This window comes from Pedobacter sp. MC2016-14 (genome assembly GCF_020991475.1).
Lineage (GTDB): Bacteria > Bacteroidota > Bacteroidia > Sphingobacteriales > Sphingobacteriaceae > Pedobacter.
Genome location: NZ_JAJMPA010000001.1, coordinates 1104671 through 1117025 on the forward strand (window position 1 = coordinate 1104671; position 12355 = coordinate 1117025).

At 41.0% G+C, this 12355-nt stretch carries 12 protein-coding genes; 10 read left to right on the top strand and 2 right to left on the bottom strand.

Going from position 1 to position 12355, the window contains the following annotated elements; translation table 11 throughout:
- The first annotated feature begins 4 nt into the window (after positions 1-4).
- The 5 genes from LPB86_RS04600 to LPB86_RS04620 are packed head-to-tail and all read left to right on the top strand — an operon-like array spanning position 5 to position 5539.
- Positions 5-1555 carry a beta-N-acetylhexosaminidase gene (locus tag LPB86_RS04600; protein ID WP_230641420.1) on the top strand — a complete coding sequence of 517 codons (1551 nt, stop codon included), beginning with the start codon at positions 5-7 and terminating at the stop codon, positions 1553-1555.
- Positions 1556-1603: 48 nt separating this feature from the next.
- Entirely contained in the window at positions 1604-2932 is a 1329-nt protein-coding gene (locus LPB86_RS04605) for a sugar MFS transporter (RefSeq protein ID WP_230641423.1), read from the top strand.
- A 13-nt stretch (positions 2933-2945) separates the two neighbouring features.
- On the top strand, positions 2946-4139 hold the full coding sequence (nagA, locus tag LPB86_RS04610; protein ID WP_230641425.1) for an N-acetylglucosamine-6-phosphate deacetylase: 1194 nt from the start codon (positions 2946-2948) through the stop codon (positions 4137-4139).
- Positions 4140-4151: 12 nt separating this feature from the next.
- Positions 4152-4892 (top strand): glucosamine-6-phosphate deaminase, encoded by a 741-nt coding sequence (locus LPB86_RS04615; protein WP_230641427.1) that lies wholly within the window; start codon positions 4152-4154, stop codon positions 4890-4892.
- Positions 4893-4900: 8 nt separating this feature from the next.
- Positions 4901-5539, top strand: coding sequence for a carbohydrate-binding family 9-like protein (locus LPB86_RS04620; protein WP_230641429.1), 639 nt, complete (start codon positions 4901-4903; stop codon positions 5537-5539).
- Between the two features lie 43 nt (positions 5540-5582).
- Here LPB86_RS04620 and LPB86_RS04625 read toward each other — a convergent pair whose 3' ends face one another.
- Both LPB86_RS04625 and metK read right to left on the bottom strand, forming a co-directional pair.
- Complete coding sequence (locus LPB86_RS04625; RefSeq protein WP_230641431.1) at positions 5583-5930, bottom strand: hypothetical protein; 348 nt, start codon at positions 5928-5930, stop codon at positions 5583-5585.
- A 134-nt stretch (positions 5931-6064) separates the two neighbouring features.
- Positions 6065-7318: a methionine adenosyltransferase gene (metK, locus tag LPB86_RS04630; RefSeq protein WP_230641434.1), complete on the bottom strand. Its 1254-nt coding sequence runs from the start codon at positions 7316-7318 to the stop codon at positions 6065-6067.
- Between the two features lie 230 nt (positions 7319-7548).
- Between metK and LPB86_RS04635 the strand changes: the two genes are divergently transcribed.
- The 5 genes from LPB86_RS04635 (at position 7549) to LPB86_RS04655 (ending at position 12354) form a co-directional block, all read left to right on the top strand.
- The gene (locus LPB86_RS04635) at positions 7549-8430 is read left to right on the top strand and encodes a diacylglycerol kinase family protein (RefSeq protein WP_230641436.1); all 882 of its coding nucleotides are present in this window, start codon (positions 7549-7551) and stop codon (positions 8428-8430) included.
- Positions 8427-8780 carry a translation initiation factor gene (locus LPB86_RS04640; RefSeq protein ID WP_230641438.1) on the top strand — a complete coding sequence of 118 codons (354 nt, stop codon included), beginning with the start codon at positions 8427-8429 and terminating at the stop codon, positions 8778-8780. The genes LPB86_RS04635 and LPB86_RS04640 overlap by 4 nt, the downstream gene beginning before the upstream one ends.
- 129 nt (positions 8781-8909) lie before the next feature.
- Positions 8910-10526 (top strand): phosphoenolpyruvate carboxykinase (ATP), encoded by a 1617-nt coding sequence (pckA, locus tag LPB86_RS04645; protein ID WP_230641440.1) that lies wholly within the window; start codon positions 8910-8912, stop codon positions 10524-10526.
- A gap of 299 nt (positions 10527-10825) precedes the next feature.
- The gene (locus tag LPB86_RS04650; RefSeq protein WP_230641442.1) at positions 10826-11653 is read left to right on the top strand and encodes a MotA/TolQ/ExbB proton channel family protein; all 828 of its coding nucleotides are present in this window, start codon (positions 10826-10828) and stop codon (positions 11651-11653) included.
- A gap of 86 nt (positions 11654-11739) precedes the next feature.
- Positions 11740-12354 carry a biopolymer transporter ExbD gene (locus LPB86_RS04655; RefSeq protein WP_230641444.1) on the top strand — a complete coding sequence of 205 codons (615 nt, stop codon included), beginning with the start codon at positions 11740-11742 and terminating at the stop codon, positions 12352-12354.
- Position 12355: the final 1 nt, after the last annotated feature.

Sequence of the window (12355 nt, forward strand, 5' to 3'; positions counted from 1 at the left end):
AGATATGATAAACAGAAAATTAAAAATGAACAAACGCTACTTTTTATTAGGGCTGCTGTTGTTTGTGCTTAGCAGTGTTCATGCTCAGACATCACCATTTCCGGTTAAAGGCTTCCATCTTGATTTACGTGTGCAGGTGATGAAAATGCCGGCGTTGAAGGCTTTTGCGTTAAAGCTAAGCCAGAATGGTATAAATACGTTGGTGATGGAATGGGAAGCTACTTATCCCTTTAAAAACCAACCACTCATAGCAAACCGATATGCTTATACTCGTGAAGAAGTGAAATCCTTTATAGCCTATTGTACCTCTATTGGCATTGATGTGATTCCTTTGCAGCAGAGCTTCGGGCATGTGGAGTATATTTTGCGTCACTATAAATATGCTGAGCTTCGAGAAGATCAGAAAGATTATTCGCAGGTAAATCCGCTCCAGGAGAAGGGAAACGCAGCACTGTTTACAGACCTGTATAAGGATTTGATTTCTACCCATACCTCTCCTTACATCCACATTGGAGGCGATGAAACCTACTTGCTGGGCAAGTCTGAACAGTCTAAGAAAAAAGTGGCCCAGGTTGGTATGGGCCGTTTATATGGCGATTATATTAAATTGCTGTGTGATATTGTCGTGAGTTTAGGGAAGCGTCCTGTGCTTTGGGCGGATATTGCTTTAAAATATCCCGAAGCATTAAGCTCCCTGCCTAAGCAAACTATTTTTGTGGACTGGAATTATGGATGGGACCTTAACAAGTTTGGTGACCATAAAAAATTAATGGAGAGTGGTTTTGAAATATGGGGATCGCCATCTATCAGGAGCAGTCCTGACAATTACTTTTTAACTCAATGGGAAAAGCACTTTAAGAATATTCATGATTTTTTGCCTTTCGCCGAAAATATGGGTTATAAGGGGATGGTCATGACCTCGTGGTCAACTTCAGGATTGTATTCGCCGGTTTTGGAAAGTGCCCGTGACATTGTGGATCTCTATGCCATTCGCCGTGTATATCCGATTACGGGATTCAATATGTTGATAGCCGCCTATTTTGAGGCGATTAAAACCAATAAGCCACTTGCCATCATGGATTTTGTGCAAAACTATTGTTATACCAATTACGGTTTTGATCAAGCGGCTGCACTTAATTTCTGGAAAGCCATCAACACCACTTCTTACGAAGTAAACCAGGGTAAAGTGATCGGCTCGGCATTAAGTATCAACCAACTGTTGGATAGCACGATCTATGCTGCCAATGTTTTGCGGAATCTTAAACCTGAAAAGAATCAGGAGGAGTTTGAACACTATCGGCTGATGGCTGATATCAGGCAGCAGTACCTAACGTATATGAGCGTGGAGATCCTGGCAAATTCTCCATCATTTACCGCAGAACAGGTGCCTGATGCGATTAAAAAGCTTAAATCTCTGCGAACTGGAGATTTAGACAAACGCTTTATCAAGTTAAACGGGAATACGCTTTACCCCTCAGAGCTTAAAGAGGAAAACGATTTACGGAACGCAAAAATCAAGGTGCTTTATAATCGTTTAGCGGGCATTAAAGAATAAAAGAATAAGTGTCAAATGTTGCATTAGTTAACATTAAATAACAATATTTTGAGAAAGAAAATCACGGTTTCAGAAATAGGCGGGCTCAGTAAAAGGGAAAATTTGATCTCGATTATCATTATAGGAGTACTGTTTTTTATTTTTGGTTTTGTAACCTGGATCAATGCCATCCTGATCCCTTATTTTAAGATAGCCTGTGAGCTGACCAATTTTCAGTCTTACCTGGTTGCGTTCGCCTTTTACATCTCTTATTTGCTGATGTCTGTACCCGCTTCTTTTTTGTTAAAAAAGGCCGGTTTTAAAAATGGAATGATGATTGGCTTTTGGGTAATGGCTGTAGGGGCTTTGATATTTGTGCCAGCCGCACTCAGCAGGACTTATGAGTTGTTTTTAACAGGCTTGTTTACACTGGGGATTGGCCTGGCAATTTTACAGACTGCAGCCAATCCGTACGTCACTATTTTAGGCCCTAAGGAAAGCGCGGCAAAGCGCTTTAGTATTATGGGGATTTGTAATAAGTTTGCAGGCATTATTGCCCCATTGTTGTTTGCTGCGGCCATTTTACGCTCTACTGATACCGAGTTGTTTGAACAGCTTAAAACCATGACTGGCGCAGCAAAAGATGCCGCTTTAGATGAATTGATTCGTCGGGTCATTATTCCTTATAGTATCGTTGCAGTGGTATTGGTAGGCCTGGGGCTGTTTATCCGCTTTTCTCCCTTGCCGGAAATTGATACCGACACAGAAGCAGAAGATGTTGCCGAACAGACATCTGGTAAAACCAGTATCTTCCAGTTTCCTCATTTGATATTGGGTGCCTTTGCGATATTTGTCCACGTTGGTTCGCAGGTAATAGCAGTAGATACCGTAATCGGTTATGCCCGTTCTATGGATATTCCTTTGTTGGAGGCTAAGGTTTTCCCCTCTTATACTTTGGGCGCAACCATAATCGGGTACACTTTAGGGATCTCTTTAATTCCCAAATATATTTCGCAAGTTTTGGCATTACGGTTCTGCACACTGTTGGGTGCCGTTTTTACCTTCCTTATTATTTACACACACGGTCAGGTACAACTGTTCGGCCATGCAGCAGATATTTCCATCTGGTTTGTGGTGTTGCTGGGTTTTGCCAATTCCATGATCTGGGCGGGAGTTTGGCCACTTGCCCTGGATGGTTTAGGACGTTACATTAAAATCGGTGCCTCACTGCTCATTATGGGGTTGAGCGGCAATGCCATTCTGCCTTTGATATATGGCCATTTTGCTGACCAATACGATTTACGTACGGCATACTGGGTTTTACTGCCTTGTTATGTTTACCTGGCCTTTTATGCGATGTATGGATTTAAAATCAAACATTGGGTTTTTAAAAAATAGACTTAGTTAAAAAATGATTTTTACAGATAGAATTAAGATTTACAATGGCATCATCCTTACTCCACACCGGCTGATTAAAGGCGGCTGTGTATTGATAGCGCAGGGAAAGATTGTTGAAGTGACTGAAAACAATATAGATTTTGAAGGCGCTGAGCTGATAGATGCGAAAGGCATGTATATTTCTCCGGGCTTTATCGACATTCATGTACATGGTGGCGGGGGACACGATTTTATGGACAATACCCTGGAGGCTTTTCTGGGAATTGCGGAAACGCATGCCAAATATGGTACAACAGCCATGACGCCAACAACCTTAAGCTGCGAAAAGGCCGACTTGCTGAAAACGCTGGATCTTTATACTGAGGCAGATCAGCTGAATATTGCTGGCGCAAGGTTTATAGGGATGCATATTGAAGGCCCTTATTTTTCTATGTTGCAAAAGGGCGCCCAAGACCCGAGGTATATCCGGGATCCTATTGTAGAGGAATATGAGGAAATCCTGTCTTATTCGTCCATCATTAAACGCTGGAGTGCCGCCCCTGAACTTAAAGGCGCACTTGAATTTGGAGATTTTCTTCGTAAGAAAGGTGTTTTAGCGGCAATTGCGCATACCGATGCCATTTATGAAGAAGTTTTAGCTGCTTATGAAAGGGGATTTACTCACGCTACTCATTTCTACTCCTGTATGTCAGGGGTTTCCAGGCGAAATGCCTACCGTTACGCCGGCGTGGTAGAAAGCGCATATTTATTGGATGGCATGAGTGTAGAGATTATTGCAGATGGGGTACACCTGCCGCCAGCGTTGCTAAAACTCGTTTATAAGATTAAAGGTGCGGAGAAGACTGCCTTGATAACAGATGCGATGCGTGCCGCAGGGATGCCTCCTGGCCCGAGTATTTTAGGAAGTCTTAAGGATGGTCTTCCTGTAATTGTAGAAGACAATGTAGCCAAACTAACAGATCGCAGTGCTTTTGCGGGCAGTGTAGCGACCGCTGACCGCCTGGTAAGAAATATGGTTAGGCTTGCAGATGTTCCCTTGCTGGAAGCCGTGAAGATGATTTCTGCAACACCAGCGGAGATTATGAAGGTGGATGCCTTTACAGGTTCCTTACAACCAGGGAAAGATGCAGATGTGGTAATTTTTGATCAGGACATCAATATTTTTACCACAATGGTAAAGGGGAAAGTAGTGTATTCAAAAGCTTAAAGATTTAAAATAATGGAAATGACAGAAATCAATGATGCCGCTCATTTGGCGGTAAATATATTTGAAAACAGGAAACAAATGGGCATCCATGCAGCGGAAGTTGCAAGTGAAAGAATAAATGCCTTGTTGCTGGCACAACCGGTTGTAAATGTAATTTTTGCAGCGGCACCCTCTCAAAATGAATTTTTGGAGGAATTGATTACATTGGATATTGATTGGTCACGCATCAATGCATTTCATATGGATGAATACATTGGGCTGGATGAGGCTGCACCGCAGGGATTTGGTAATTTTTTAAGTAGCCGCTTATTTGAAAAGGTACCGTTCAAAACCGTAAACTACCTGAGGGATGTGGCATACAGCGACTTGCTGGACCAGTTTCCGGTAGATGTGGTTTGCATGGGTATTGGAGAAAATGGCCACATTGCATTTAACGATCCCCCGGTTGCGGATTTTGCAGACGCAAAAGCGGTAAAGATTGTGGAATTGGACCTGGTATGCAGACAACAGCAGGTGAATGACGGCTGCTTTAAATCTATTGAGGAGGTGCCTACACATGCGGTAACCCTAACCATCCCGGCTTTATTGAAGGCAAAACACATCATTTGCGTGGTTCCTGGTTTGACAAAGGCACAAGCGGTATGGAATACCTTAAATGAGGACATTTCTACCGAATACCCTTCTACTATCTTGCGCAATCACCCGGATGTATCGTTGTTTTTGGATCAGGATAGTAGCAGCCTTTTAAAATGAAAGTCGGTTTGCAACGTTTAGCGGAAGTCGTTGAAGTACCAGTTGTCGGTTTGGCTGTGACTGATTTTGACAGCTGTTCTGCTGTGCTGGACAATTTACCCGCACAGCGGCTTAATAATGAGTCCTGGCCGGAGTATGCAACGGATTGTAAGGCAAGCTATACTATTGCGCACCTGGATTCCGCGATTTTGATAAAATATTATGTGAAGGATGACTATTTTCAATCCCGGCAGAGGCCAGTCAATTCAGCGGTTAACAAAGACAATTGTGTTGAGTTTTTTATCTCTTTTAATGATGATGGCTATTATAACATCGAGTTCAATAGTCTTGGCGTTGGGAAGATGGCTTATGGTACAAAGCGGACAAAGCGACACCTTATGCCGGTTTCTACCGTGAAAAAGATTATTCCGATGGCTAAAACTGAACAGTACGGTAAAAGGTTTAATTGGGAGATGGTGCTCTACATTCCAACAGAAGTTTTTGAATTTAATGAAATAACGAGCCTGAATGGGCTCGTTTGTAAGGCTAATTTTTATAAGTGTGGTGATGATTTGCCGAAGCCGCATTTCCTGACCTGGAACCCGATACAGCGACTGGAGCCAGATTTTCACGTTCCTGAATATTTCGGTAAAATTGTATTTCAATAAAGAAGGGAACCTTTTGGGGTTCCCTCATATTAGATTTATCTGGTTAACAGAATAACTCCTGCAAGTCGCGGTCTGCCGTTGGGATCTTTTTTAAGAAATCATCAAATCCTGCCACGCCCTGAGAGCTATACATGCCGTAGGCATCCATAATGTATCCGATTTGGCCATCTTTATCTTCCAACAGATACAAGACGGAATTGTCTGCCGGATCAGAATCCCCTTCAAAGCGATAAGTTTTTATAATGGTAAGGTCTTCAGGATTATAGATTTTGTTAAATCCAACACCCTGCATTTTCCCATGATCGGTCATTTTTATTTCGTTATCAAAGCCTTTTTGCCTTAATTTTTCTAAGATCTGGCTTAGCGTATTCATTTCTACTGGCTGTTCCATAACATTTGTTTTTATATGTTATAAAACAACCAGGGTTTGAAAAGGTTTGATAAATTATAATGAAACCATCATGATTTATCAACCACACTTGGGATGAATAAATCTGATAGCTTCATAACAGTTAAACAAGAAATTTAAACAAATGAAAAAGCTGCTTTAACTTTATCTGTGAAGTCTAGTTTTTCCCAGGTAAAAAGTTCTACTGTCAACACCTTTTCCTCGCCGTTTGGCGTTCTGAAGGTTTTGGTCACCGTTTCTGGTTTTCTGCCCATGTGGCCATATGCTGCTGTTTCGCTATAAATAGGGTTTCTTAATTTTAAGCGTTGCTCAATAAAATACGGGCGCATGTCAAATATTTCTTCAACAATTTTAGCTATCTCGCCATCATTAAGTTTTACTTTTGAAGTTCCATAGGTATTGATATAAATACCCATTGGTTTAGCAACACCGATAGCATAACTTACCTGTACCAGTATTTCATCAGCAACACCAGCTGCTACCAGGTTCTTTGCAATATGACGGGTAGCATAAGCAGCAGAACGGTCTACTTTAGAAGGATCTTTTCCGGAGAAGGCACCACCACCATGCGCACCTTTACCACCATAAGTATCTACAATGATTTTACGGCCTGTTAGGCCAGTATCGCCATGAGGACCACCAATTACAAATTTACCTGTAGGGTTGATGTGGTATTCAATCTGATCGTTAAAGAAATGTGCATATTGAGGATATTTGGCGATGATCCTTGGAATTAAGATCGTGATCAGGTCGTTTTTGATTTTAGCCAGCATGGTTGCTTCTTCGTCAAAATCGTCGTGTTGTGTAGAAATTACAATGGCCGCAATGCGAAGCGGTTTGTTGTTGTCGCTGTATTCCAGTGTTACCTGTGATTTAGCATCAGGGCGTAAATAAGTGATTTCTTTATTTTCGCGTCTTAAAATTGCTAATTCCTGCAGTAAGGTATGAGATAAATCCAGTGCCAATGGCATATAGTTCTCAGTTTCGTTAGTTGCATAACCAAACATCATTCCCTGATCACCAGCACCTTGTTCTTCTTTAGTAGTTCTGTCTACACCCTGGTTAATGTCTTGCGACTGCTCATGTATGGCAGATAAAATGCCACATGAGTTTGCTTCAAACATATATTCGCTTTTGGTATAGCCGATTTTCTTAATTACGTCCCTGGCAATTTGCTGAACATCCAGATAAGTTTTAGACTTTACTTCTCCGGCTAAGATTACCTGACCAGTTGTTACCAGGGTTTCGCAGGCAACTTTCGACTCGGCATCGAAAGCTAGAAAGTTATCAATTAATGCGTCTGATATTTGATCTGCAATTTTATCAGGATGGCCTTCAGAAACAGATTCTGACGTAAATAAATAAGGCATTTTAAATAATTAATTTTTACAATGTACAATTATATAAAATGGAGTTTGACCCTGTAAATACAGGCGGTAAAAGGAAGTGTATTAATGGTTAGCACTTTTTTTTACGTGGTTGCAATCCCGCTATTTTTAGATAGCATCGCAAATCAGTCCACTTTTATGGTTCAAAATTACACTATATATTCAAATAGTCAAAAAATATCAATTATTTTGTAGAATCTTAATCAGGCATTTTGACAAAAACTAACATCCTATTTATCATCAACCCGATATCGGGAGGAAAGAATAAATTAAAGATCCCGGGAATTATTGAGGCCCATCTGGACCATAGGCAGTTTAACGCTAATTTTAGTTTTACGGAATACGTAGGGCATGCGGCGGAAATAGCTGAGGAAGCTGCAAATCATAATTTTGACGTCATTGTAGCTGTGGGTGGCGATGGTACCATTAATGAGATTGGTACCAAGGTGATGAAAAGCAATAAAGTGCTGGGGATTATTCCGTTTGGCTCGGGCAATGGCCTGGCCCGGTTTTTAAAAATCCCCATGAACACGAAGGGCGCTATTGAGGTGATCAATAAATTACATATTTCTAAAATTGATACGGCCACATTTAACGATAAATACTTTTTTAACATGGCAGGGATGGGTTTCGATGCCCACATCAGTTCAATTTTTGCAGGTAATAAAAAACGTGGCTTATCGGGTTATGTAAAACTGGGTTTAAAAGAAATGATGGACTATAAAGCTCAGCAATATGATATTACTGTTGATGGAATTGCATACAGCAGAAAAGCTTTTGTAGTTAGCATTGCAAATTCTTCACAGTACGGCAACAATGCGCATGTATCCCCGCGGGCCTCAGTTACCGATGGCTTATTGGATGTATGCATCATTAAAAAGTTTCCATTGTATAAAATGCCTGTATTGGCAATGGAAATGATATTGGCTAAAACCGATCACTCTGAGCTGGTAGAGATCATCAGGGGTAAGCATATTCAAATTGGGAGGGAGGCAGATGCAGCCATCCACATTGATGGGGAGCCATTTTTTATGGGTGCTGACATTGAGATCACCGTTGATCCCTTATCTTTGCAAATCATTACACCGTTATGAGCACTAAAAAGAAAGTATTGAATGATTTTGGTGGAATCATGTATTCTACGGATCCTGGGTTTGTCTACGAAGAAGAGGAGCAAAGTCCCCGGGAAGCATTACCCAATAACCAGCAAGATCTTAGGGTGACGCTTGACCGTAAAAACCGCGGCGGTAAGGCTGTTACTTTAATTACCGGGTTTGCGGGAACGGAGGAAGAACTGGACAAGCTGGCAAAAACACTAAAAAGCAAATGCGGTGTTGGCGGGGCAGCAAAGGACGGGGAAATTTTGATTCAGGGAGATTTTAGAGACAAGGTTATTTTACTGCTGCAAAAGGAAGGTTTTAAAGTTAAAAAATCTGGCGGATAAATAGAGTAATGTATTTATGGTCAATGTATTATGGAATAGTGTATCCGGGACAATAAGTTAAAAATACCTGGTAAAAAAATACCTCCTGCCTTTTTATCTGTATAACTTTGCTGCATAAACTTATTATGTATGAGCAAAGTTTTTAAAAACAAGCCTGACTTAAGTCGTTTGAATTTAAATGCAGAAAGGGCTTTATATCAGCTGGATGTACCACAGTTGGTTGAAGAAGCATTAAAAAATGGGGAAGGCACGCTCGCTGACAGCGGAGCGCTGGCCATAGACACTGGTGAGTTTACCGGCCGATCACCAAAGGATAGGTTCATAGTCTATGACGACCTTACACGTGACAGTGTATTTTGGGGAGAAATCAATATAAAATTTAGTCCCGCTCATTTTGACAGCTTATATGATCAGGTAACTGAGCACCTCAATAAAAATAAGTTTTATGTACGTGATGCCTATGCCTGTGCAGATCCGGCATTTAAAACATCCATTAGGGTAGTTACGGAAAGGGCTTATCAGAATCTTTTCGCGCACAATCTGTTCTTGCGGTACGGAAACCAGGAAGCGGAAGATAATGAAGGGAGTGACCCGGAATGGACTGTGGTTGCTGCGCCCTCTTTTTTAGCGAATCCTGTTTTGGATGGTACAAGACAGCCTAACTTTTCGATCCTCAACTTTAGCAGAAAGATCATCCTGATTGGCGGCACGGGTTATACAGGGGAAATTAAAAAGGGCATATTCTCTGTATTAAATTTTATTTTGCCTCAAAATCATGGCATGCTTCCTATGCATTGCTCTGCGAATATTGGCGAAGATGGCGATACGGCTATTTTCTTCGGTTTATCTGGAACAGGAAAAACGACGCTTTCTGCGGACCCTAAACGGGGGCTGATTGGGGATGATGAGCATGGTTGGGGAAGGGAAACCGTTTTTAATTTTGAAGGTGGGTGTTATGCGAAATGTGTAGACCTTAGTTTTGAAAAGGAGCCCCAGATATTTAATGCGGTACGTTTTGGTGCGTTACTGGAGAATGTCAATTATTTTGCCGGAACGCGAATTGTAGATTTTTCGGACATCAGAAAAACGGAGAATACCAGGGTCGCTTATCCCATTGATTACATTTCTAATGCTGTAATACCTTCGGTAGGAAACGTTCCTAAGAACATCTTCTTTTTAACTGCTGACGCCTTTGGTGTGCTGCCGCCTATTTCAAAATTGACTGCGGGACAGGCTATGTTTCATTTTATTTCTGGCTATACGGCAAAGGTAGCAGGTACTGAAGCGGGTGTTACAGAACCACAGCTTACCTTTTCGGCCTGCTTTGGAAAGGCCTTTTTGCCGCTGCATCCCACAAAGTATGCAGAATTGCTGGGGGAGAAGCTGAAAAAGCATAACGTAAAGGTCTGGTTGATTAATACTGGCTGGACCGGCGGTGTATATGGAACAGGGACAAGGATGAAACTTGCTTACACACGGGCCATGATTACGGCCGCTATGGATGGACTGCTGGATGAAGTTGGATTTGCCGAACATCCTGTGTTTGGGTTGATGATGCCGATGAGTTGTCCAAATGTCCCGGCAGAAATTTTAAATCCCAGAAATACCTGGGCTGAAGGTGCGGCATACGATCAGAAAGCGAGCGAGCTTGCACAAGCTTTTATAGATAACTTTAAGCAGTTTGAAGAATTTGCGGGAGAAGAAATGCTGGCGGCAGTCCCAAAAACACGCGAAATAGCGATTTAATCTATTTTTTTTGTCCAAAAATTTGCAATTCAATTTTTTTTTAGTTTTAATTGTGAAAGATTGTCTCCCTAAAGAAGGCAATCTTTTTTAATTAAAACCATTGGATCATTCTGTGAGGGGAAACAATCAGCACGCATGGGCGTTGTGCTTAACATAAATTTAACATAGAATTTAAATTCAAAGTTTTAGGTTTGTTATTGCAACAATTGTGTAAATTCGTCGTTGACTGTATTACGGAGTGTAATCTGAAATTTAAAAAAGTACTAAAAACTAAAAAACACTAAAAAACTAAAAAAAAAATGGCAAACGCACCAAAACCAACAACAGTTCAGAAAGAAAGCTCTACAGCTTCAAACTTATTCGCTACCCTTGTTATTCCTATCTGTATTATCATAGGTATTTTATTGTACAAATTTGTATTGGGTGATCCAGCCAACTTTGCTGACGGAGATCCAACAAAAGAGCCATTAGTAGGTAACTATGCAGGTATGGCTTACAAAGGGGGAGTTATCGTACCAGTATTAATGGGGATGTTTTTAATGGTAATCGTATTCTCTGTAGAAAGGTTTATTGTTATTGGTAAAGCAACAGGATCAGGAAGTTTAGATGCTTTCGTGAAAAAAGTACAAGGACTTTTAAGTGCTAATAACATTGAAGCGGCTATGGCTGAGTGTGATAAGCAAAAAGGTTCTGTGGCGAACGTAATCAAATCTGGTTTGAAAAAATACCGTGAGATGGAAACTGAAACCAACATGGATACAGATCAGAAATGTCTTGCCATCCAAAAAGATATTGAAGAAGCAACTACTTTGGAGATGCCAATGTTAGAGCAAAACTTAACTGTTGTAGCTACATTGGTTTCTGTGGGTACATTGACAGGTCTGTTGGGAACAGTAACAGGTATGATCAAGGCCTTCGGTGGTTTGGCTACATCTGGAGCTCCGGATCAGGCAGCACTTGCAAGTGGTATCTCTGAGGCCCTAATCAACACAGCTACTGGTATTGGTACTTCTACTGTTGCGATTATCATGTACAACATTCTGACTTCTAAAATTGATAAATTGACTTATGCGATTGATGAAGCTGGTTTTAGCATCATCCAAACTTATGCTTCTACGCATAAATAAAAAATAATGCATTTTTTTTACCGGGCTTTATGGAAAACCGGAAGAATAAGCATCATTAATATAACACATAAGTAATTTAAAAAATTATGCCAAGAGCAAAGGTTCAAAGAAAGAGTACTTCGATCGATATGACCGCCATGTGCGACGTGTCTTTCCTATTGCTTACTTTCTTTATATTAACAGCAACAGCACGTCAGCCTGATCCTCTGGAAATAAAAATCCCATCTTCAACATATAAAATTCCGGTTCCGGATGTAGATATCGCGAAGCTTACGATTGGTCATGGACAGGTGTATTATGAGGTAGCAGGCCAGGATGTGAAAGCCGCTACATTGGATAAAATGGCTGCGGAATACAAATTAACTTTTACCCCGGAGCAGCGTAAAAGATTCAGCGTACTTCCTTCATTTGGTGTGCCTATTCAAAATTTAGGTGCCTGGTTGGACCTGACTAACGAAAAAAGGAAGACATCAGGATATGAAACAGGAATTCCTGCGGATTCTACTGACAACCAGTTAGCACAATGGATTATGCAATCCCGTCATGCCGTGGCCGAATTACATTCAACGCCAATGCGTGTGAGTATCAAAGGAGATGCCGATGAGGAGTATCCTGTGGTTAAAAAGATTGTGGATATCCTGCAGAAACAAAAAATTAATAAATTTAGTTTAATTACATCGGCCGAGGGCGGTGCTAAATAAA

Coding starts and splice junctions, on each gene's coding strand:
- LPB86_RS04600 (WP_230641420.1), top strand. CDS start 5: ATGATAAACAGAAAATTAAAAATGAACAAACGCTACTTTTTATTAGGG.
- LPB86_RS04640 (WP_230641438.1), top strand. CDS start 8,427: ATGAGCACTAAAAAGAAAGTATTGAATGATTTTGGTGGAATCATGTAT.
- metK (WP_230641434.1), bottom strand. CDS start 7,318: ATGCCTTATTTATTTACGTCAGAATCTGTTTCTGAAGGCCATCCTGAT.
- LPB86_RS04615 (WP_230641427.1), top strand. CDS start 4,152: ATGGAAATGACAGAAATCAATGATGCCGCTCATTTGGCGGTAAATATA.
- pckA (WP_230641440.1), top strand. CDS start 8,910: ATGAGCAAAGTTTTTAAAAACAAGCCTGACTTAAGTCGTTTGAATTTA.
- nagA (WP_230641425.1), top strand. CDS start 2,946: ATGATTTTTACAGATAGAATTAAGATTTACAATGGCATCATCCTTACT.
- LPB86_RS04650 (WP_230641442.1), top strand. CDS start 10,826: ATGGCAAACGCACCAAAACCAACAACAGTTCAGAAAGAAAGCTCTACA.
- LPB86_RS04655 (WP_230641444.1), top strand. CDS start 11,740: ATGCCAAGAGCAAAGGTTCAAAGAAAGAGTACTTCGATCGATATGACC.
- LPB86_RS04625 (WP_230641431.1), bottom strand. CDS start 5,930: ATGGAACAGCCAGTAGAAATGAATACGCTAAGCCAGATCTTAGAAAAA.